This window comes from Mycobacterium sp., assembly GCF_035274705.1.
In the GTDB taxonomy this organism is placed as follows: Bacteria; Actinomycetota; Actinomycetes; order Mycobacteriales; family Mycobacteriaceae; genus Mycobacterium.
This window is the reverse complement of sequence record NZ_DATENY010000078.1, coordinates 1-18655: the sequence shown is the minus strand read 5'-3', so window position 1 is coordinate 18655 and position 18655 is coordinate 1. Positions and strand designations below refer to the sequence as shown.

Annotated in this window: 22 protein-coding genes and 1 pseudogene; 10 read left to right on the top strand and 13 right to left on the bottom strand. The window is 65.8% G+C overall.

What is annotated here, in order from left to right; translation table 11 throughout:
- Positions 1–41 precede the first annotated feature (41 nt).
- The gene (locus VJV41_RS17570; RefSeq protein ID WP_325335938.1) at positions 42–725 is read left to right on the top strand and encodes a response regulator transcription factor; all 684 of its coding nucleotides are present in this window, start codon (positions 42–44) and stop codon (positions 723–725) included.
- Positions 712–1740 carry a HAMP domain-containing sensor histidine kinase gene (locus VJV41_RS17565; protein ID WP_325335936.1) on the top strand — a complete coding sequence of 343 codons (1029 nt, stop codon included), beginning with the start codon at positions 712–714 and terminating at the stop codon, positions 1738–1740. The genes VJV41_RS17570 and VJV41_RS17565 overlap by 14 nt, the downstream gene beginning before the upstream one ends.
- Before the next feature lies 1 nt (position 1741).
- On the opposite strand, the gene VJV41_RS17560 is transcribed toward VJV41_RS17565, so the two are convergent.
- The 3 genes and pseudogenes from VJV41_RS17560 to VJV41_RS17550 form a co-directional block, all read right to left on the bottom strand.
- The gene (locus tag VJV41_RS17560) at positions 1742–2707 is read right to left on the bottom strand and encodes an amino acid--[acyl-carrier-protein] ligase (RefSeq protein WP_414684985.1); all 966 of its coding nucleotides are present in this window, start codon (positions 2705–2707) and stop codon (positions 1742–1744) included.
- Complete coding sequence (locus VJV41_RS17555; protein ID WP_325336039.1) at positions 2700–3485, bottom strand: acyl-CoA dehydrogenase family protein; 786 nt, start codon at positions 3483–3485, stop codon at positions 2700–2702. Before VJV41_RS17555 ends, VJV41_RS17560 begins: the two co-directional genes overlap by 8 nt.
- Positions 3486–3527: 42 nt before the next feature.
- A pseudogene (locus VJV41_RS17550) lies at positions 3528–3866 on the bottom strand (acyl-CoA dehydrogenase family protein); the annotation flags it as partial.
- Positions 3867–3962: 96 nt separating this feature from the next.
- Between VJV41_RS17550 and VJV41_RS17545 the strand changes: the two are divergent.
- The 3 genes from VJV41_RS17545 to VJV41_RS17535 are packed head-to-tail and all read left to right on the top strand — an operon-like array spanning position 3963 to position 6406.
- Entirely contained in the window at positions 3963–4208 is a 246-nt protein-coding gene (locus VJV41_RS17545; RefSeq protein ID WP_414684984.1) for an acyl carrier protein, read from the top strand.
- Positions 4205–5929, top strand: coding sequence for a serine aminopeptidase domain-containing protein (locus VJV41_RS17540; RefSeq protein WP_325335934.1), 1725 nt, complete (start codon positions 4205–4207; stop codon positions 5927–5929). Before VJV41_RS17545 ends, VJV41_RS17540 begins: the two co-directional genes overlap by 4 nt.
- Before the next feature lie 30 nt (positions 5930–5959).
- Entirely contained in the window at positions 5960–6406 is a 447-nt protein-coding gene (locus tag VJV41_RS17535; protein WP_325335932.1) for a nitroreductase/quinone reductase family protein, read from the top strand.
- Positions 6407–6501: 95 nt separating this feature from the next.
- Here VJV41_RS17535 and VJV41_RS17530 read toward each other — a convergent pair whose 3' ends face one another.
- Genes VJV41_RS17530 through VJV41_RS17515 form a run of 4 tightly spaced genes read right to left on the bottom strand, consistent with a single transcriptional unit; the run spans position 6502 to position 10206 of the window.
- Complete coding sequence (locus tag VJV41_RS17530; RefSeq protein ID WP_325335930.1) at positions 6502–7629, bottom strand: nitronate monooxygenase family protein; 1128 nt, start codon at positions 7627–7629, stop codon at positions 6502–6504.
- A gap of 13 nt (positions 7630–7642) precedes the next feature.
- On the bottom strand, positions 7643–8392 hold the full coding sequence (locus VJV41_RS17525) for an alpha/beta hydrolase (protein WP_325335928.1): 750 nt from the start codon (positions 8390–8392) through the stop codon (positions 7643–7645).
- Complete coding sequence (locus VJV41_RS17520) at positions 8393–9424, bottom strand: NAD-dependent epimerase/dehydratase family protein (protein ID WP_325335926.1); 1032 nt, start codon at positions 9422–9424, stop codon at positions 8393–8395.
- Positions 9421–10206: an S-methyl-5'-thioadenosine phosphorylase gene (locus tag VJV41_RS17515; protein WP_325336035.1), complete on the bottom strand. Its 786-nt coding sequence runs from the start codon at positions 10204–10206 to the stop codon at positions 9421–9423. The genes VJV41_RS17520 and VJV41_RS17515 overlap by 4 nt, the downstream gene beginning before the upstream one ends.
- An 88-nt stretch (positions 10207–10294) precedes the next feature.
- Between VJV41_RS17515 and VJV41_RS17510 the strand changes: the two genes are divergently transcribed.
- The 3 genes from VJV41_RS17510 to VJV41_RS17500 all read left to right on the top strand — a co-directional run bounded on the left by VJV41_RS17510 (position 10295) and on the right by VJV41_RS17500 (position 12716).
- On the top strand, positions 10295–10954 hold the full coding sequence (locus VJV41_RS17510) for a DUF1345 domain-containing protein (protein WP_325335924.1): 660 nt from the start codon (positions 10295–10297) through the stop codon (positions 10952–10954).
- A gap of 25 nt (positions 10955–10979) precedes the next feature.
- Positions 10980–11849, top strand: a complete 870-nt coding sequence (locus tag VJV41_RS17505) for a 1,4-dihydroxy-2-naphthoate polyprenyltransferase (protein WP_325335922.1) — start codon at positions 10980–10982, stop codon at positions 11847–11849.
- A gap of 213 nt (positions 11850–12062) precedes the next feature.
- Entirely contained in the window at positions 12063–12716 is a 654-nt protein-coding gene (locus VJV41_RS17500) for a response regulator transcription factor (RefSeq protein ID WP_325335920.1), read from the top strand.
- On the opposite strand, the gene VJV41_RS17495 is transcribed toward VJV41_RS17500, so the two are convergent.
- A complete protein-coding gene (locus VJV41_RS17495; protein WP_325335918.1) occupies positions 12698–13066 on the bottom strand; it encodes a response regulator transcription factor in 369 nt (122 codons plus the stop codon). The genes VJV41_RS17500 and VJV41_RS17495 overlap by 19 nt on opposite strands.
- A 140-nt stretch (positions 13067–13206) precedes the next feature.
- Between VJV41_RS17495 and VJV41_RS17490 the strand changes: the two genes are divergently transcribed.
- The gene (locus VJV41_RS17490; protein WP_325335916.1) at positions 13207–14781 is read left to right on the top strand and encodes a GAF domain-containing protein; all 1575 of its coding nucleotides are present in this window, start codon (positions 13207–13209) and stop codon (positions 14779–14781) included.
- Between the two features lie 19 nt (positions 14782–14800).
- Here VJV41_RS17490 and VJV41_RS17485 read toward each other — a convergent pair whose 3' ends face one another.
- From VJV41_RS17485 to VJV41_RS17475, 3 genes are all read right to left on the bottom strand, one after another.
- Positions 14801–15040 carry a hypothetical protein gene (locus VJV41_RS17485; protein WP_325335914.1) on the bottom strand — a complete coding sequence of 80 codons (240 nt, stop codon included), beginning with the start codon at positions 15038–15040 and terminating at the stop codon, positions 14801–14803.
- A 94-nt stretch (positions 15041–15134) separates the two neighbouring features.
- Entirely contained in the window at positions 15135–16187 is a 1053-nt protein-coding gene (locus tag VJV41_RS17480; protein ID WP_325335913.1) for an aminotransferase class V-fold PLP-dependent enzyme, read from the bottom strand.
- Positions 16184–16510, bottom strand: coding sequence for a DUF4229 domain-containing protein (locus VJV41_RS17475; protein ID WP_325335911.1), 327 nt, complete (start codon positions 16508–16510; stop codon positions 16184–16186). Before VJV41_RS17475 ends, VJV41_RS17480 begins: the two co-directional genes overlap by 4 nt.
- A 48-nt stretch (positions 16511–16558) precedes the next feature.
- Between VJV41_RS17475 and VJV41_RS17470 the strand changes: the two genes are divergently transcribed.
- Positions 16559–16720: a hypothetical protein gene (locus tag VJV41_RS17470; RefSeq protein ID WP_325335909.1), complete on the top strand. Its 162-nt coding sequence runs from the start codon at positions 16559–16561 to the stop codon at positions 16718–16720.
- A gap of 2 nt (positions 16721–16722) precedes the next feature.
- Here the strand turns inward: VJV41_RS17470 and VJV41_RS17465 are convergent, their stop codons facing one another.
- On the bottom strand, positions 16723–17817 hold the full coding sequence (locus VJV41_RS17465) for a MinD/ParA family protein (RefSeq protein WP_325335907.1): 1095 nt from the start codon (positions 17815–17817) through the stop codon (positions 16723–16725).
- Between the two features lie 38 nt (positions 17818–17855).
- A partial coding sequence (gene ccsB / locus VJV41_RS17460) for a c-type cytochrome biogenesis protein CcsB (RefSeq protein WP_325335905.1) occupies positions 17856–18655 on the bottom strand: 800 nt, incomplete at its 5' end.

The following is an 18655-nucleotide window of genomic DNA, read 5'->3' as shown; positions in this document are numbered from 1 at the left end:
TCGGCGCTGGTAACTGCGCTGCGAGGCTAGGGTTTGAAGCTATGACGCGGGTGTTGATAGCCGACGACGACACCGTCGTGCGCGACGTGGTGCGGCGCTATCTCGAGCGCGATGGCCTCGACGTGTCAATCGCCCGCGACGGCAGCGAGGCGCTGCGGCTGCTGGGCTCCGAACGCATCGATGTGGCGGTGCTCGACGTGATGATGCCAGGTCCTGACGGGCTGACGCTGTGCCGGAGCTTGCGTCAGCGCGGTGACTACACCGTCCCGGTGATCCTGCTGACGGCGCTCGGCGAGGAGGACGATCGGATCGCGGGGTTGGAGGCGGGGGCTGACGACTATCTGACCAAGCCGTTCAGCCCGCGCGAGCTCGCACTGCGAGTGAGGTCGGTGTTGCGGCGTGCGCCGTCGCCGGTGGGTGTGCTGCCGCTGGACATCACCGTCGGCGATCTCGCGGTGTCGACGGCTGCGCGGTCGGTGACCGTCGAGGGTCAGCCGGTGAGCCTGACCAACCGCGAATTCGATCTGCTGATGTTCTTGCTCACCCACACAGACACCGTGTTCTCCCGCGAGGAGCTGTTAAAGCAGGTGTGGCGCTGGGACTTTGGCGATCTGTCCACCGTCACCGTGCACGTCAAACGACTGCGCTCCAAATTGGGCGACCACCATCGGGTGCAGACGGTGTGGGGCCGCGGTTATCTGTGGAGCAGTAGTGCCGGGGAATGACTTCTGGGAGATCGTCGGGTGGGCGCTGGCGTGTTCGGTGCCCGTCGTGCTGGCAGGGGCGCTGATCATTCGCCTCGCCCGATCCTGGTCGCTGGCGGTCAGCATGGTGGCGCTGGTGTTGATCCCTGTCCTGGCGACCTTCACCGGTGTCCTCGGTGCCAGCGGCTTCATGATCACCGAGACGTTCGAGCGCACGGCCGTCGTTCTGGTGATCGTGTCCATCGTGACGCTCCCGGCCGCGGTGATGCTGGCCCGCTACCAGGCGCGGCGCACGGTGTGGGAGGCCGAAATCCGTGACTCGGAGCGGGCGGCCGAGCAGTCGCGGCGCCGACTCGTCGCGTTCGTCAGCCATGATCTGCGCACGCCGCTGGCGGGGATTCGTGCGGTGTCGGAGGCGATCGCCGACGGAGTCGTTCCCGACGACGAAGTGCGGGTGCACGCGAAAACCATTGAGCAAGAATCGATTCGGCTTTCCGAGATGGTCGACGACCTGTTCGAGATGTCCAAGATCAACGCCGGTGCCGTGCAGCCGGCGTTCGACAAGGTAGCGCTGGACGAGGTCGTCGACGACGTGTTGGCAGCACACCGGATCGCCGCCGAGCGTGCCGGTGTGCTGTTGAAGGCCGAACTGCCGGAACGGCCGGTGCGGGTGCTCGGCAGCGATCGCGCGTTGGTGCGGGTGTTGTCGAATCTGGTCGCCAACGCGATCGCGCACACGCCAGAAGGCGGTCGCGTCTCACTGGCGTTGGGGGCCGACGAGAACGGCGCGTGGGCTCGCGTCGACGACACCGGCGTCGGCATCGACGAAGCCGATCTGCCGCGGGTGTTCGACGTCGCATACCGGGGCTCCAACGATCGGGTTCCGCGGGCCGACTCGTCACTGCCCAGCGGGTCAGGCCTCGGCCTGGCCATCGCCGCGGGCCTGGTGCAGGCGCATCGGGGCACGCTGTCGGCGCACAACCTGGCCACCGGCGCACGGTTCGAGGTGCGGCTTCCGCTCGCCGAGGACGGTTAGCTCAGAGGCTCAGGGCCGCACGCACCTGGCGAGGCCACGATGCCGGATCGAGTCCATGCGTCCGCAGCAATGCCAATGCGATGCGCTCCATCCCGAAGGCGACACAGGCGCTGTGCGCGACCGCGCCATCGGGTGTCGACAGCGCGAACGCGTGCCCGAAGTGGTCTAGGTGATAGTTCGCCGAGAAGATCGCGGTGCCGGTGTCGAGGTCTCCGTACAGCTGGACGATCAGTTCAGTCTTCAGTTCGCCCTCACGCTGGTTGGCCGCGAGCATGACGGCCGCACGCCCGAAGAAGGGATCGTTGGCCGCGGCGGGTTCGGCTGCCAGCCCGACTTGGGCGAACATCTCTACAGCCCGAGGAATCCAGCCATCACGATGGGCGCGAGCCTGTTCGGGACTGCCGATCATCACGAATTCATGCATACGGAACGCCTGCATACGCGCCGGGTCGATGGCGGGCTCATGGCGAAAGCAGTAGCCGTAGACGTCGATTAGTTCCCCGGTATACGGGATGTCCTGTGAGACCGCGGAATAGCAGGGATGACACGCCGCCGAGACCAACATCGAGGTAGCCGGATTGAGGTGACCATCCCACGGCCGACCGGCATTGTGGTCGGCCAGCAGCTCCTGATGGGCGGTGTTGTCGCCGGTGAACGTCGAAATGGCGCCGGTGAGGTGAGGAAACGATGCGATATAACCCGTCCGTTCGAATGCCTCTCGTGAAAACACGGGCGGGAACCGCAATACCGTGGCCCGATCACCCTGCAGCGGCCCGGCGTTGTGCCGAATCGCGCGGTCGATTCCGTCTACGATCGCTTCGAAATCCGCACCGCGGCCGTACAATCCGTCGACCGTCATCGGAATCAGGAGTCCAGCCTCGATCAAGGCATCCCTGAACTCCTCGCGGACAGATTCCAGCGAGGCGCCGTGGTCCTCACCGCCGTGGGTCGTGGTGCGCTTATCCACGGTGGGCCAACACAAGTCGTGCGTTGTTGTCACGGATGCGGTCATTGGACACCATCACGGCAGGGGCGAACGCATCGCGCAACAACCGGCCCACCGAAAGCGGGTGATCCTCGCGATACCCGTTCAAACCGATCAGCTGCAGCGCCCCACTGACGACATCGATTACCGCCGTCGATGCCGTCAACTTCAGGTTGTTCATGGCGATCATGAAGCCCATCGTCGGTTCGTTGGAGCCTGATCGGATGAACGCCTCAAATCGCTCGACAGCACCGACAACGCTCGCTTCGAATTCTTGGTGAATGGCAGTGAGGTCGGCCAGCCTGCGGGCTTTCGGCGTGACCTGCCCCCCTGCTCGGGCAGCGGCCTCCCGCGCCGCCCGTCGGGCCTTACCCAGCGCCGCATCGGCCACGCCCAGCCACACGGCGGCCCACAGGGTGTGCGAAGCGGGCACCATCGTGGCCGCCGCCATTGTCGCGTAGTCGCCTGGCAGAAGGTGCTCTGGCGACGTGCGGGTCGAGAGCAGGTAACCCAGGCTGCATGTGCCTCGGAAGCCCATCGCGTCCCAGGTGCCGACCCTGGTGAGCGTGGTGGTCTCCGCGGGGCAGAGCAGGAGCACTTGATCGTTCGGCGGACTGTCAGGTGTTCGCCGGGCGGTGGCGCAGATGTAGTCCGCGTGCTCGGCGTAGGAGATCACCGCCGCTTCTTTTCGGAGAACTACTTCACCGTTTTCGGTGATCAAGGCGCATGTCGATGAACCGATGTCTCCTCCGGTTGTCACCTCTGTCGTCGCTGAAGCAAGCAATAGTTCATTTGCTGAAATTCGCCGCAATATGCGGTCGGCACACGCGCCGGACCCGTGCCGGGCCAGTGTGAGCGCCTGCGCGTGATGCATGGCGAAGACCATGCCTGTCGCACTGCACGCAGCCCCAAGGGCCCGGGCGATCTGGGCGAGTGCCGACACCTGATAGGAGCCCCCTCCACAGCTTCGTGGTAGCGAACAGGACAACAAGTTTGCGGCTCTAGCTGCATCGATCGCTTCTGCCGGAAATCGCGCGCCGCGATCGACGTCGGCGGCGGCATCTGCCGCGATCCGCACCACTTCGCCCAATGCAGGCACCGAAGGCGGGCTCACCACAACAGCGCCCAGCGCACCATGCATACGGGTCCCCGATCATTACCGCCAATTTTTGACGGTTGCGTAACAAAAGTTGCTGAGAACACTACAGCATACTTTCGGCGGGGTACGATCTTGATTGTGTATGAGCGCATTCGTAGGACATTGGCAACCCATGGTCGATTGGCCGTCGACCCGATGGGCGTGGACCGCAACGCCGACCTGTACGAGCACGGCCTGACCTCGCACGCCTCGGTGAACCTCATGATCGGGTTAGAGGATGAGTTCGGAATCGAATTCCCGGACGACGCGCTGAAGAAGTCCACTTTCGCGTCGATAACGCGCATCGCCGAGGTCATCTCGACGCTGTCAACCTCAGCCGCGTGAATCTCGACCACGCGATTTCGGGACAGCCGACCTGGTTTGGACCCAGTTCTGCGTCGCTGTTCGGTGTCATGCACGTACCCCGTGACGGCTACGCCCGGGGAGGGATCGTCATCTGCCCGCCCATCGGCAAGGAGCAGCTCGACACGTATCGGGGGCTGAAGCTGCTCGCGCAGGAGTTGTGCGCAATTGGATTCGCTGTCCTGCGGTTCGATTACGCGGGTACGGGCGACTCAGCCGGAGAACAGGAGGCCGACACCGCCGTTGCGGATTTTCATGCGAGCATCGCAACCGCCGTGAGCTATCTGCAGGACTGCGGCTTGCAGCGGATCGGTCTCGTCGGACTGCGGATGGGAGCACTGCTAGCGGCGTCGACAGCACATTCACTGCCCGGGCTGTCCAGCCTTGTTCTCTGGGATCCGGTCACCGCCGGGCGCAAGTTCCTGCGGGAGCAACGAATCCTCTACAAGATGACCGTCGGCCACGACACCGTCGACATCGATCACGAATCCATTCTCGGGCTCACCTTTTCGGCGACCGCCGCCAATGACCTCAAGCGGTTGAGTCTTGCAACCGAATTCGAATCCAGCACACCCATCTTGGCTCTGATCCGGCCAGACCGCGCAGACGACCCACTCCTCGAAGCGGTAACCTCTCGGCATAACTCCACAGTGGTGGAGGCGTGCGAACAACCGAACTTCGTCGAGTCTGCCAGCCAAGTCGTATCCATTCCGGTCGGAGCCGTCGATGCGATCACAGCTTGGCTTGATCGCGTCGAGCCCGGGGACACCGCCAGACCAGTGACACCCACTTTCCGGCGCACCGCGGGGGTCGCCACACTGCCGGACGGTCGGGTGATCGAAGAGACCATCGACGAGCTCGGAACCAATCGGCTCTTCGCGATCCGAACCGGAGCCACCGACGCGGCTCCCGGTTCGCCGACACTCTTGATCCACCAGACGGCCTGCGAACCCCGCGTGGGCTCTGGTCGCATATGGACTGAAGCCGCACGGGAACTCGCCGCGCTCGGCATGGTTGTTGTTCGCTATGACCGGCGGGGAACCGGTGAAACTGGCTTCGCGACAACCGAGTTCGCCCGCATCTGTTCTGCGGCCTCTCACGAGGACGTGGCCGCAGCCATCGCTGCGACCGGCGCGACTTTCGATCGGCTGATGATGACGGGCATCTGCTCGGGTGCGTGGAATTCCGGCTACGGCGCCATCCGGCACGGCGCTCGATCGATAGTGATGATCAACTCGATTCTGTATTCGCTGCGCCGGGTTGAACACGGCACCGAACTCCTCGGAGGAGCCCCGTCACCTGTGCTCGGCGTAGCACCGGGTACACCGACGCGGGCTCTGGTCCCCCGGATCAACGACTGGTTGCGCCAGCGCATGCCCTATCAACTGTGGCAGCTATTGGGCACACTCGGATTCGCCCAAGTCCCCGAGGTGCTGTTGAAAGCCGTGGGACGCAGGGGCGTCTCGGTGCATTTGGTGTTGACGCCAAACGATATGGCCTATTTCGAGAAGCGTAGGGGGATGCGCGGCGTCCAGCGGCTGAGGCGACGTGGATGCGCGCCGACGATCGTCGCCGCGCCCACCGGTGACCACGCGCTGCTGCAGAGGGATGTTCAGCTGTTCACGCGTGATTATCTCGCCCGGTTGGCTGCCGAGGACTTCGCGCTGACGCTTCCGCGTGCTGACGTGGGCGCAGCCTTGTAATTGAGTGATTGTTCTACTAACGTCGTTAATATGGCTACGGCGGGCTCGCGCAAGGCGCTACGCAAGTTCAAGTTCGAGCGACGGGTGGGCCGCATGGTCGCAAACCCGCTGGTTGCGGCGCTGGACCGGCTAGGCATCCGCTCGTCGTTGGTCGTCGAGCTGGAGACCACCGGTGCCAAGTCCGGCCAGCCGCGGCGAGTACCGCTGACCGGACGCGCCGACGACAACGGCGTGTGGGTGATCTCGCAGCATGGCCGTCGCGCCGGCTGGGCCCACAACATCGCTGCCAACCCGAAGGTACGCGTCAAGGTCAACAATCAATGGCGCAGCGGCACAGCCACTTTCGAATCCGATGACGACGTGCGCGCACGCGCCCGCAGCATCGGCGGCGACGGCAAGCTCAGCCAATCCGCGGCCGCGCTGACCATGCGTGCGATGGAGAGCGACCCGATTTCGGTGCGGATCACATACGGCTAGCGAGGGACGTGGCGAACGTTCGTTACCGCTCGAAGATTTGGCATTTCCTCGAGAGGTAAGGAACGTTCGGCGCCCAGGGTGAGGGGCCTGGAGGCTCAATCCGGCAGCGAGTTGCTCAGCCGTTCCGTCGCGGCGAGGTAATCCTCGATGAACTCACGTACCACTTCGCGGGCCGGCTTGACCTTGTTCATCAGGCCGACACCCTGGCCGACGAAGTATGTGGCCAACGCCTGCGCGCCGGGATGGCCCTGCGACGCCAGCGCGTCGACGCGGCGAATCACCGGCTCGCACAGCATCGACTGCAGCGGCAACGGCAACGGCCGCTGACCACCCTCGTGCGGCAGCCACGCCTCGGTCCAGTCCGACACCAATTGGCGCGCGGGCTTCCCTGTGCGTCCCGCGGAGCGGACGGTATCGCGTGACGACGCGGCCAACATCTTCTGCACGGTGTGCGGCGCCGTCTCCGCCTCCTCCGTCGTCAGCCACACCGAGCCTGTCCACGCACCGTCTGCGCCCATCGCGACGGCCGCGGCCATCTGCCTGCCTGTGACGATCCCGCCCGCCGCGAGCACGGGGATTTTGCTGCCAATCGCCGCCACAGCTTCTAACACCTCGGGGATCAACACCATCGTCGTGACCTCGCCACAGTGGCCGCCGGCCTCGGTGCCCTGCGCGACGATCAGGTCGACCCCGGCCTCCACCTGCTTGACCGCATGTTCCTTGGCGCCGACGAGCGCGGCGACCGGGACGCCGCGCTGCTTGCCTGCGTCGATCATGTAGTCCGGCGGAACGCCCAGCGCGTTGGCAATCAGCTTGATCGGGTGACTGAACGCCACATCGAGCAGGTCGTGGCCGGTATCGCCGGACAAGAACGACGGCCCGATCCGTGGCGACTCTTCGGGTTCGATGCCGTGTTCGGCGAGCAACTCGGCGACGAAGCCCCGGTACGTGTCAGGGATTCTCTCGGCCAGCTGACCGCGCGACAGGTTCTCACCCTTGCCCTCGAACTTGGCCGGCACGATGAGGTTGACGCCGTAGGACTTGCCGCCGACATGGTCGTCGATCCACGACAGCTCCTGGTCGAGCTGCTCGGGCGTGAACGCCGTCGCACCCAGCACGCCGAAACCTCCCGCGTTGGTCACGGCCACCACGACGTCGCGGCAGTGGCTGAACGCGAAGAGCGGGAAATCGATACCGAACTGCTCACAGATGGCTGGCCTCACGCCACCAGTATTACTAAGTGAAACCTGTCGATGACAGGAACCTCGCAATCTCGTCAAACACCGACGCAGGCTCGGGGGCGTTGTGCCCGGCGCCAGGCACTAGCAGCCATCGCTTCGGCTCGGCCGCCGCGTCGTACAGCCGCCGGCTCAACCGGGCCGGGACGATGTCGTCGCGATCGCCCGCGATCACCATTACCGGCGCCTTCACCGATGCGATGCGCTCGATCGACGGATACCGGTCCAGCAGGAGCCGCCGCGCCGGTAGCCACGGGTAGTGCACAGCGGCCACGTCGGCCAGCGATGTGAACGGCGACCGCAGCACCAACGCCGCCGGCGGCTGCTGCGCCGCGAGGCCGATTGCCACTGCGGCGCCAAGGGATTCACCGAAATACACGACTCGGTCGACATCGGCCTGTGCGGCCAGCCATGCCCGCGCGGCACGCGCGTCTGCCGCCAAACCCTGCTCGGACGGGTTGCCCGGATTCCCGCCGTATCCGCGGTAGTCGAACAACAACACGGACAGACCCATCCGGTTCAGCGCCGCGGCCAGCGCCGCCCGCGTCGACCGGTCCCCCGCATTGCCGCTACACACCAACACGGCTGTCCGACCAACCGGGAAATACCAAGCGCCCAAGCGGATTCCGTCTTCGGTATCGAGCACGATATCGCGCCCGCCAGGCAGCACCGCAGCGGCCGGCGGCACCGGGCCGGGCGACGGGAAGTAGATCAGCCGCCGCTGCTGTGACCAGAGCCGGCTCAGCATCTAGCCCCGTAGTGGCGCGAAAGCGAACTCTCGCAGCCCGTCTCGCGGATCCACGGCCGCACGAAAGCCCAACACTTCGGTGGCGAGAGCGGGATCGGCGACGATGTGGCGTACATCGCCACTGCGGTACTGGCCGGTGACCAGCGGCGGCACGTCACCACGGGTGTCGCACAGTTCTGTCGCCACCTCCAGGATCGAAATCGGCCGCCCCGAGCAGACGTTGAACGCCTCGAAACCGCCCAGCTGAGCTTCGACGGCGGCCACGTTCGCGGCGGCGACGTCGTCGACGTGAACGAAGTCACGCATCTGACCGCCGTCTTCGAAAACCCTTGGCACATCGCCTGCTTCGAGCTCGGAGCGGAAGATTGCCGCAACCCCCGAGTATGGGGTGTCGCGCGGCATGTGCGGGCCGTAGACGTTGTGATACCTCAGCGCGACAACCGATCCGCGTGTCGATTCCGCCCAGGCCAACGCATAGTGCTCCTGCGCGACCTTGCTGGCGGCGTAGAGGCTGCGCGGCCGCAGCGGCGCATCCTCGCCGACGAGCAGCCACCGCACCTGCTCGCCGCATAGCGGGCAACGATGTTCGAAGACACCGGCATCCAGGTCGGCGTGGCTGCGCGGCAGCGGTTCGACGGCGCCATGATCGGGGCATTCATAACGTCCCTGCCCGTACACCACCATCGACGAGGCCAGCACCAATCGCTGACAGCCCGCCGCGAACATCTCGGCCAATAGCACGCTTGTGGCGTAGTCGTTGTGGCTTCCGTAGGCGGGCGCGTCACCAGCGTCGACGCCCGCGCCGACAACCGCGGCCTGATGACACACCACATCGACTCCCTTGAGCAGCGGCGCCAACGCGCTCGCGTCGCGGACGTCGACGCCGTGTACCCCGGCCGGCAATTCGGCGTCGAGACCGTGGGCAGCCGGGAGCATCGCATCAACTGCAACGACCTCGTGGTCGGCATCGGCGATTGCGGTGGCGACTCGTGCCCCGATGAACCCGGCAGCGCCGGTCAGCAGAACTCTCATGGCAGATCGAACGGCAACTCGACGCCGTCGTGTGCCAGACAGTGGGCGCAGGTGCGCTCCGAGTCCACCTGAGCCACGTTTTCTATGGCCTCGTGCACAAGCTTCTTGAACGGCACCAAGTTGCGTTCGAACTCCGCGAACACATCAACAGCTCGGACCGCGCTTCCGCTATCGATGCCCGCGTCCAAGTCCGTCACCAAAGCGACGGCGGCGTAACACATTTCGAGTTCACGGGCCAGTACCGCCTCCGGGTAACCCGTCATGTTGACCAAAGTGAAGCCCTGGTTCGCGAACCAGCGACTCTCCGCGCGGGTGGAAAACCGCGGACCTTGGATCACCACCATGGTGCCACCGTCGACCACGCCGGGCAGGTCGGTGACCGCGGCTCGCAGGGTCGGGCAGTAGGGATCGGCGAACCCGACATGGATGCCGCCTGAGTCGAAGTACGTGTCGTCGCGGCCGGTGGTGCGGTCGACGAGTTGGTCGGGTACCACCATTGCGCCGGGCCCCAACTCGGGCGTGAGGCTGCCGACCGCACACGGCCCGAAGATCCGGCGCACGCCCAGCGCGCGCAGCGCCCACAGGTTCGCGCGGTACGGCACGGTGTGCGGCGAGAACTCGTGGTTGACGCCGTGGCGCGGCAGGAACGCGACCTCATGCTGGCCGACGGCGCCGACGGTGATCGGCGCGCTTGGCGGACCGTACGGGGTGTCCAGGCCGACGCTGCGGGCGTCGGAACCGAAGAACGTATAGAAGCCGCTGCCGCCGATGACTCCCAGCATTTGACCATTGTCGGTCATGGGATGACACCGCGGCCGTGGCACGGCGTGGCGAATGTCTGACGTCCGCCTGCGGTGCTTAACTCGCGCTGTGAGCACTCCGGTCTCTCACGACAGGCGGGGGCATGTCATTGCTCGCATCCTCATCGCCGGGCTGGCGGGATTGATCGCGGGGATTGTCGTCGGTGCAAACACGAAATGGCGGTACGGCCCAGCGGCGGGATGGATCCTCGCCGCGGTGATCTATGTCACCTGGACCTGGCTGAAGATCATGCGGATGGGCCCGCGCGAGACCGAAGAACACGCGACGGAGGCCGGCGGCGACTCGACGCGACAGATAACTGAGATCTTCGTGCTTCTCGCGAGCGTCGCGAGCTTGGGGGGCGTGGCTTTACTACTGACGGCGAGCAACTCGAAGGGACTCGACGCCGACATCGCGGCACTCGTCGGTGTGTTGAGCGTGGCCACGTCATGGGCCGTCGTGCACACCGTGTACGCCCTGCGGTATGCGAAGCAGTATTTCCAAGATCCCGTCGGCGGCATCGATTTCGGCGCCACACCAACCTATCGGGACTTCGCGTACCTCGCGTTCACCGTCGGGATGACCTACCAAGTCTCGGATACCGACTTGAAGAGTTCGCCGATGCGTCGCGTCGCACTGCAGCACGCCATGCTGTCGTACGTGTTCGGCACGGTCATTCTTGCCATCACCATCAACCTGGTTGTGAGCCTGGGCAACTCCGGGCCCTGAACCCCGTCATGCGACGATGGCGCTCGTGGCCAGTTTCACCCAATGGGTCGAAGGTGCGCGTCCCCGGACGCTGCCCAATGCGATCGCCCCGGTGATCGCCGGGACCGGTGCCGCGGCCTGGCTGCACGGCGCGTGCTGGTGGAAGGCGTTGCTGGCGTTGCTCGTCGCGGTGGCGATGATCGTCGGGGTCAACTATGCCAACGACTACTCCGACGGCATCCGTGGCACCGACGATGTGCGGGCCGGGCCGCTGCGGCTGGTGGGCTCGCGGCTGGCCGCGCCGCGCGCGGTGCTGACGGCCGCAGTCGTGAGCCTTGGCGTTGCAGCCGTCGCCGGTGTGGTGCTGGCGTTGTTCAGCGCGCCGTGGCTGATCGCGGTCGGCGCCGTGTGCATCGCCGGCGCGTGGCTGTACACCGGCGGCTCCAAGCCGTATGGCTATCTGGGCCTGGGCGAGGTCGCGGTGTTCGTGTTCTTCGGCCTTGTCGCGGTGCTCGGCACGCAGTACACGCAGGCCCTGCGAGTCGACTGGGTCGGGCTGGCGATGGCGGTGGTGATGGGCTCGCTGTCGTCGGCGGTGCTGGTTGCGAACAACCTGCGCGATATCCCGACCGACAAGGAGTCGGGGAAGATCACGCTGGCCGTGCGGCTCGGCGACGCCCGCACCCGGCTGCTCTACCGGGCGCTGGTTGTCGTGGCGTTCGTTCTGACTTTGGTGCTGATGCTCGCGACGCCGTGGTGTGCGGTCGGATTCGTAGCCTTGCCGCTGGCGGTGCGGGCCGCCGCGCCCGTGCGAAAAGGCCTGGGCGGCAAGGACCTTATCCCCGTGCTGCGCGACACGGGTCTGACGATGCTGGTGTGGGCCGTCGCCTCCGCAGCCGCGTTGGCGCTCGGCTGAGCGCCTCGACGACCTACGTTCTTGGGACGGCGGTCATGGATTGCCACTTTCGCGGGCTCGGCAGCCGGATGTCGTCAGTGTTGCCGGGCATGAGCCCCTTACCACTGGCCCCACGGGCACTACCCGCTAGCAGCAAACCTTGCTGACTCAACTGTGAGTTCGTTGCAAGATTGTTGGGACTGCGCCGATTGTCCCGGCGCGGAGAGGACCGATATGTGCGCCGTCCAGGTTGTCGTCGCTGACGACGACGTCCTGCTCCGCGAGGGATTGGCCAGTCTGCTCGACCGCTCCGGATTCGAGGTGGTGGGACAGGCCGCCGATGCCGCTGAGTTGCTCGCCTTGGTGCGCGAGAAGAGGCCCGAACTGGCGATAGTCGACATCCGCATGCCCCCGACGCATACCACCGAGGGGCTGGACGCGGCGCGGGTGATTCGGACGGAATCGCCCGACACAGGGATTCTGGTGTTGTCGGCGCACGTGGACGTCGAGCACGCCACCGAACTGCTGGCCAGCGGCCGCGCCATCGGCTACCTGCTCAAGACCCGGGTCACCGACGTCGCCGACTTCGTCGACACCCTCGAACGCATCGCCAAGGGCGCATCGGTCGTCGACCCGGCGCTGGTGCAGGAATTGGTCTCGGCCCGTCGGCGCAACGACCCGTTGGCCGACCTGAGCACGCGTGAACACGAGGTGTTGATGCTGATGGCCGAGGGTCGGTCAAACGCCGGGATCGCCCGTCGGATCTGGGTCACCGAGGGCACGGTCGAAAAGCATGTCCGCAGCATTCTCACCAAGCTCAATCTGCCTGAGACCGGCGACGATCACCGGCGCGTCCTGGCAGTGGTCACTTATCTCGAGGCCCGGTGACCGACCAGATCGCGGATCGCGTCCGGCGACAGGCTGATCTTCTGCACGAAGCCAACGGCCGGGCTGGTGTCGATCATCTCGGCGAAATCGGCTGCTCCGTAGGTGGAGACCAAGATGACCGCTAACGAGTTGGGTGTGCTCGCTCGATGAAGTCGTTCGGTGAGCTCGAATCCGTCTTCCCCGCCAAGGTTCACGTCGACCAGGGCCACGTCGGGGTGCAAATCCTCGTAACACCTCAGCGCCTCAGCGCTATTGGATGCCATGCCGACGACGTCAATCCCCGCGCTCCGGAGCATCGAACTCGCGGCGTCGCGAAAATTGGCGCTGTCATCGACTATCAAGCACCGCATGTCGCACTCCGCGGCAATACATCAGTACAGCTTCGCAGATCCCTCGTTGCATGCGCATTCCCGCTACCTGGAATTCTGCTGTCAATTGGCCGCCGAGCACGCGCAACAAATATCGGGCCGTCGTGTGTTGCAGGTGGAAAATGAGCGTTCACCCGAATACCCCGCAATCGCCGGATATCAACCGCCCTCGACCGTCGATTCGTGAGCGAATGCTGGCGATCGTGCTGCGGCCGGTGGCACCGCCGACATGGCTGGGGATCGTGGTGGCCGCGGCCTTCATCACCGTCGAAACGGTGCTGGTGTACCAACTCCAGCGCGTCACACCCGACAACGCATTCGGCGCACTGTTCCTGCTCGGTGTGCTGGTCGTTTCCGCCGGGTGGGGCTTCTGGCTCGCGGTGGGGACGTCGCTCGCGAGCGCGGCGGTCTACGTGTACTTCCACATGGATACCAGCGGCGGGTTCATGCCGTTGGAGCTCCAGGACGCCGTATCGATCCTGATCTTCCTTCCGGTGGCGCTACTGGCCAACATCCTTGCCGGCCAAGCCCGCTTGCGAGCGGCGGAGTCCGAACTGCGTCGGCGCGAGGCCAGCGCCCTCGCAGAACAACAAGCGGCGCTGCGTCGTGTCGCCACGCTTGTTGCCCGCGGTGCGCCGCCGTCCGACGTGTATCCAGTCGCAGTCGCCGAGCTGTCCCGCGGTCTCGGTATCGACAATGTGGCGCTGATGCGCTACGAAGCCGATGAAGCTTTGGTGTTGCTGGCCTCGCGTGACCAGCATGACATGGCGAAAATGTCCGTCGGAGAACATATTCCGCTTGACGGTGACAACGTCGCCGCGAAGATCAAACAGGCCGGCGCGCCAGCCCGGATCGACAGCTTCGATGGGGCAGCCGGTGCGGCGGCCGAGCGGGTACGCGAGCTCGGGCTGCGCTCGGCCGTCGGCGCACCCATCGTCGTCGACGGGCGCGTCTGGGGAGCGCTCGTCGTCGGTTCGTCGCAAACCGAGCCGATGCGAGAGGAAACCGAGGCCCGGGTCGGGGATTTCGCGGACCTCGTCGCCACCGCGATCGCCAATGCCGAAACCCGCGCCGAGCTCACCGCGTCGCGTGCCCGCATCGTCACTGCCGCCGATCAGGCCCGTAGAGGCTTCGAGCGCGATCTTCATGACGGCGCGCAACAGCGGCTCGTCTCGCTCGGGCTGAAGCTGCGTGCACTCGAGGCATCGATACCGCCCGAACAGCAAGACCTGCGGGGTCAGGTATCTCGTCTCGTTGACGGCCTGACTGGTGCGTCAGCAGACCTGCAAGAGATCTCGCGCGGAATTCATCCCGCGATCCTGTCGCGAGGCGGCCTGGGTCCGGCGATCAAGAACGTCGCCCGCCGCTCGTCGCTACCGGTCGAGCTGGTCCTCGACGTTGACCGGCGGTTGCCCGAATCGGTCGAAGTGGCCGCGTATTACGTCGTCGCCGAGGCGTTGACCAACGCCGCCAAGCACGCCCGTGCTTCCGTCGTCACGGTGCATGCTTCCGTCGACGAGACGCGGCTGCACCTGACGATCAAGGACGACGGTGTAGGAGGCGCAGCGGCAGGCGGCGGTTCGGGGCTCATCGGTCTCAAGGATCGCGTCGAAGCCCTCGCGGGTCGTTTGGATATCGCCAGCCAGGCGGGCAGCGGGACGACCTTGACGGTCGTCATCCCGCTGCGGCCCGAATAGCTCTACGGCACTGAGCGGTTCAGTTGTGTGGGCCACCGTGGTGGAACACCAGTCCGTACTCTCCGAAGAACGGGTACATCGGCTGGTAATCGATGGGCGGCGGCGTCGCGGTGACTTGCGCGTTACCCGCTGATTGGCACACGCTTGCCGTTCCGCTCGAGGTGCACGTCGGGGCCGCCTCGGCAAGCGGTGCGAACGCGATGGCCACCGCGCTTGCTCCTGCCGCCAGCAGCGGTGCGACGAAGGTCCGGATTCTCATGATGGGCTACTCCTTTGTTGCCATGCGTGTATTGGCAATTCCCAGAGTCGTCCGTGCGCCAGGCGATGTCGTCGATGCTGGCACCCAACTTCCGCTACCCGTTAACCCCCAGGGCGTCGAGCAGCCGATCGACGTCATTCTCCGTGTTGTAGAGGTGGAAGCCGACGCGCAACGCACCGGCGCGCACCGAGGCACGGATGCCGGCTCGGTGAAGTCGCTCGGCCGCGTCGGCGATCGGTATCGACACGATGGCCGAATCCTGCTGCGGCAGCCCCAATTCGCTGCGTACGCGATTGGCCAAACGTAGAGTGCCCGCCTCGACGGCAGCGCGGTCCAACGACGCCATCCACGGCAGGGTCAGCCCGGCGCCCAGCACGGAAAACCAGGCGGGTGAGGTGTCGAAGCGGCGCGCATTGTTCGCCAGCCGCATCGGCAGGCCGTAGATCGTCTGCCACGGCTCCTCGCCGGCATACCAGTTCGCGGCGTGCGGCGTCATCATCCGACTTACCCTGTCGCTCACCGACATCCATGCGGTTCCTCGCGGCGCCAACAACCATTTGTAGACGGCGGCCGCGGTGACGTCGACCCAGCCGATATCGATCTGCTTCCAGCCGAGCGCCTGAGTGACGTCGATCACCGTCAACGTGTCGGTGCCCACCACGGTCTCGCGCAATGCGTCCACGTCGAGCACCGCGCCGTTGGCGGATTGCACGAGGCTCGCCGTCACCACGTCGAAATCCGGTGCTGCCGATACCAATTCGTCGGCCGTCATGTCGGTAACGGTGACACCGCGGCGGGCCTGAGCGGCGAATGGGAACGTGGTGCTGGTGAATTCGCCTGCCAGCGTGGCGACCCGGCTGCCGTCGGGAATAGCCGCCGCGACCAGGCCCAGCACCGCCGACACGGTGCCGCCCATGGCGACCGAGTCGACCGGCACGCCCGTCAAGGCGGCATAACCGGCACGACCGGCGGCCACGTGTTCGTCGAACGACGGGACGTCCATCGTGCCTGCCTGCCACCGGCCGATGCAGTCCTGTAGGGCGTCGATGACGAATCGCGGTGGCAATCCATACGTCGGGGTATTGAGAAACCCGTCGGCACCGACGAATTCGGCCCCGAACGCCTCCCGCGTCAAAACTGCTGTCATTCCGCCGGCGGCGTTTCGCTGCCGGACGTCTGTTCCCCACGCAGCCGGGCCTGCAGCTGCTCGCGGTCCGTGCGCCGGCGCTCGTCCAACGCGGCGACGCTGGCGGTGGCGCGCCGCCGCAGCGGGGCGAACATCCAGATGCCCAGCGGCAGCGCGATCACCAACGCGAACAGCAGCGCCACCACCAACGGAAAATCGCGCACCCCGAGTAAATGTCCGGCGCCGAAGATCACCGCCGTCAGGACGACGACGAGCAGCAGCCGTGCCAACACGTACGCGAACAGATCAAGCGCAAGGCGTGATCGGGGCCGATCCTCAGTCACGAAACCGAGCGTACCGATGGCGCGTATATTCGTTGCAAGGAGGTTTTTGTGGCGTATTTGCTCCTGATTCTCGTTCTGGCCATCTTGATCTACGTCGGCTGGAGGCTCACGCGGGCCGCGAGCCGGCCGAAGTCGCGCGTGATCGGCCCGGACGACGACCCCGACTTCTTGCGACGGCTCGGCCACGGGGACAACAACCCGCGGTCATAGACCTACTCTGATCGGTCGCTGGATCGCTTTGCGCCGGGAAAACCGTCAGCCACCATGGCCGCCAGTTCGATCAACGCCTCCCTGGTCTCCGGGCGCAAACGCTCAAGGCTGATCTCGGCGCCTTCCTCGAGATGCGGGTCGAACGGCACCTGCAGCACCGCCCGGCACCGCCGCGAAAAGTGGTCCACCACCTTCGTCATATCGACCTTGCCGGACCGCGGCCGCACCGCGTTGATGACCGCGATCGAGTTGCGCACCATTTCCTGGTGGCCGTGCGCGTCGAGCCAATCCAAGGTCGCTGAAGCGCTGCGCGCACCGTCGACCGAACCCGAGCTGATCACGATCAGCACGTCGGCGTTGGCCAGCACCGCCGACATCGCCGAGTGCATCAGACCCGTACCGCAGTCGGTCAGCACCAGACTGTAGAACCGCTCGAGGACCTCCAGCGTGCGGGTGTAGTCGTCGGAGCTGAACGCTTCCGACACGGCCGGGTCTTGTTCGGACGCCAGCACCTCCAGCCGGCTCGGGCCCTGCGAGGTGTAGGCGCGGACGTCGCTGTAGGCCGCGATGCCCTCGGCGTCGCGCAGCAAATGCCGGACCGTGGCCGGCGTCTCCAACGGGACCTTCTGGCTCAGCGTGCCGCGGTCGGGGTTGGCGTCGACAGCCACGACCCGATCGCCGCGTGTCGAAGCGAACGTCGCGCCGAGCGTCGCGGTGATCGTCGTCTTGCCGACGCCGCCCTTCAGTGAGAGCAACGCGATCCGGTAGCAGCCGCGCAGCGGGCGCTGCACCTGCGCGACGAGGCTGTTGCGGTGATTGACCTTCGGGCTCTCGCCGACGTTGATCAGCTTGAACGACCCCAGATACAGCCATCTTCGCCAGCCCTCCGACGGCGCCTGCTTGGGCTTGCCCAAGAGTGCGACGGTCGACAGATCGAGGTAAGGCGGCGGGTCGCTTGGCGGTTGCGCGGCGGGGATGGAATGAAGGTTCAGCGGTAATCCGTTCGGCGGTGTCGAGGCCGTCCATTCCGGCGGCACCTCGATCGCCGGATCGCTGAACCGCTGCTGCGCCCGAAAGCCACCCGGCTGGTCAGACAACGGCTAACTCCCCTCTTATCAGCGATTGGCGGGCGTGGTCAGCCGACCCCGGCGTACGAGTGCAACCCGACGGTGACCAGGTTGATGAAGAACAGGTTGAACACCATCGCGACGAAGCCGACGACGTTGATCCAGGCGGCCTTCTTGTCGCGCCAGCCTGCCGTCGAGCGCGCATGCAGGTAGGCGGCGTAGACCACCCACGCGATGAACGACACGGTCTCCTTGGGGTCCCAGCCCCAGTAGCGACCCCACGCCTCCTCGGCCCAGATGGCACCGAAGATGACACCGAACCCGAACACGGGGAAGGCGAAAATTGTTGTGCGATAAGCGATGCGGTCCAGGGTCTGGGCGTCAGGCAACCGTTGGATAATGCGCGCCAGCGCGCCCTCACGGTCGGGTGCGCCCAGCGGCGACATCTTGAGCAGGAACAGGATGCTGGCCACGCCTGCGACCAGAAAGACGCCCGAACCGAGGCTGACGACCGAAACGTGGATCGGCAGCCAGTAGGACTGCAGCGCCGGCATCACCGGTGCGGCGTTGGTGTAGAGCCAGCGGCCCGAAACGGTCAACAAGATCAGCACAGGAACGAGTACGAAGACCCACAGCGCGCGGTACTGCCGCCGGCGCAGCACGACCGCGGCGGCGACCAGACCCGACAAGCACGTCAGGTTGATGAACTCGTACATGTTGCCCCACGGCACGCGCATGGTGGCCGCACCGCGCAGCACGATGCACACCAGCAGCAGCCCGATGCCGACGTAAGTCAGGGCCAGGCCGGCCCTGCCGACGCGCTCGTCGAGCGGACGCTTCGGCTCGTACGCCACGACGCCCGGCGTCG

What these genes read in the sequence shown, in the direction of transcription:
- VJV41_RS17570 (WP_325335938.1), top strand. Translation starts at nt 42, where the DNA reads ATGACGCGGGTGTTGATAGCCGACGACGACACCGTCGTGCGCGACGTG.
- VJV41_RS17535 (WP_325335932.1), top strand. Translation starts at nt 5,960, where the DNA reads ATGGCTACGGCGGGCTCGCGCAAGGCGCTACGCAAGTTCAAGTTCGAG.
- VJV41_RS17525 (WP_325335928.1), bottom strand. Translation starts at nt 8,392, where the DNA reads ATGCTGAGCCGGCTCTGGTCACAGCAGCGGCGGCTGATCTACTTCCCG.
- VJV41_RS17520 (WP_325335926.1), bottom strand. Translation starts at nt 9,424, where the DNA reads ATGAGAGTTCTGCTGACCGGCGCTGCCGGGTTCATCGGGGCACGAGTC.
- VJV41_RS17515 (WP_325336035.1), bottom strand. Translation starts at nt 10,206, where the DNA reads ATGCTGGGAGTCATCGGCGGCAGCGGCTTCTATACGTTCTTCGGTTCC.
- VJV41_RS17500 (WP_325335920.1), top strand. Translation starts at nt 12,063, where the DNA reads ATGTGCGCCGTCCAGGTTGTCGTCGCTGACGACGACGTCCTGCTCCGC.
- VJV41_RS17495 (WP_325335918.1), bottom strand. Translation starts at nt 13,066, where the DNA reads ATGCGGTGCTTGATAGTCGATGACAGCGCCAATTTTCGCGACGCCGCG.
- VJV41_RS17490 (WP_325335916.1), top strand. Translation starts at nt 13,207, where the DNA reads ATGAGCGTTCACCCGAATACCCCGCAATCGCCGGATATCAACCGCCCT.
- VJV41_RS17485 (WP_325335914.1), bottom strand. Translation starts at nt 15,040, where the DNA reads ATGAGAATCCGGACCTTCGTCGCACCGCTGCTGGCGGCAGGAGCAAGC.
- VJV41_RS17480 (WP_325335913.1), bottom strand. Translation starts at nt 16,187, where the DNA reads ATGACAGCAGTTTTGACGCGGGAGGCGTTCGGGGCCGAATTCGTCGGT.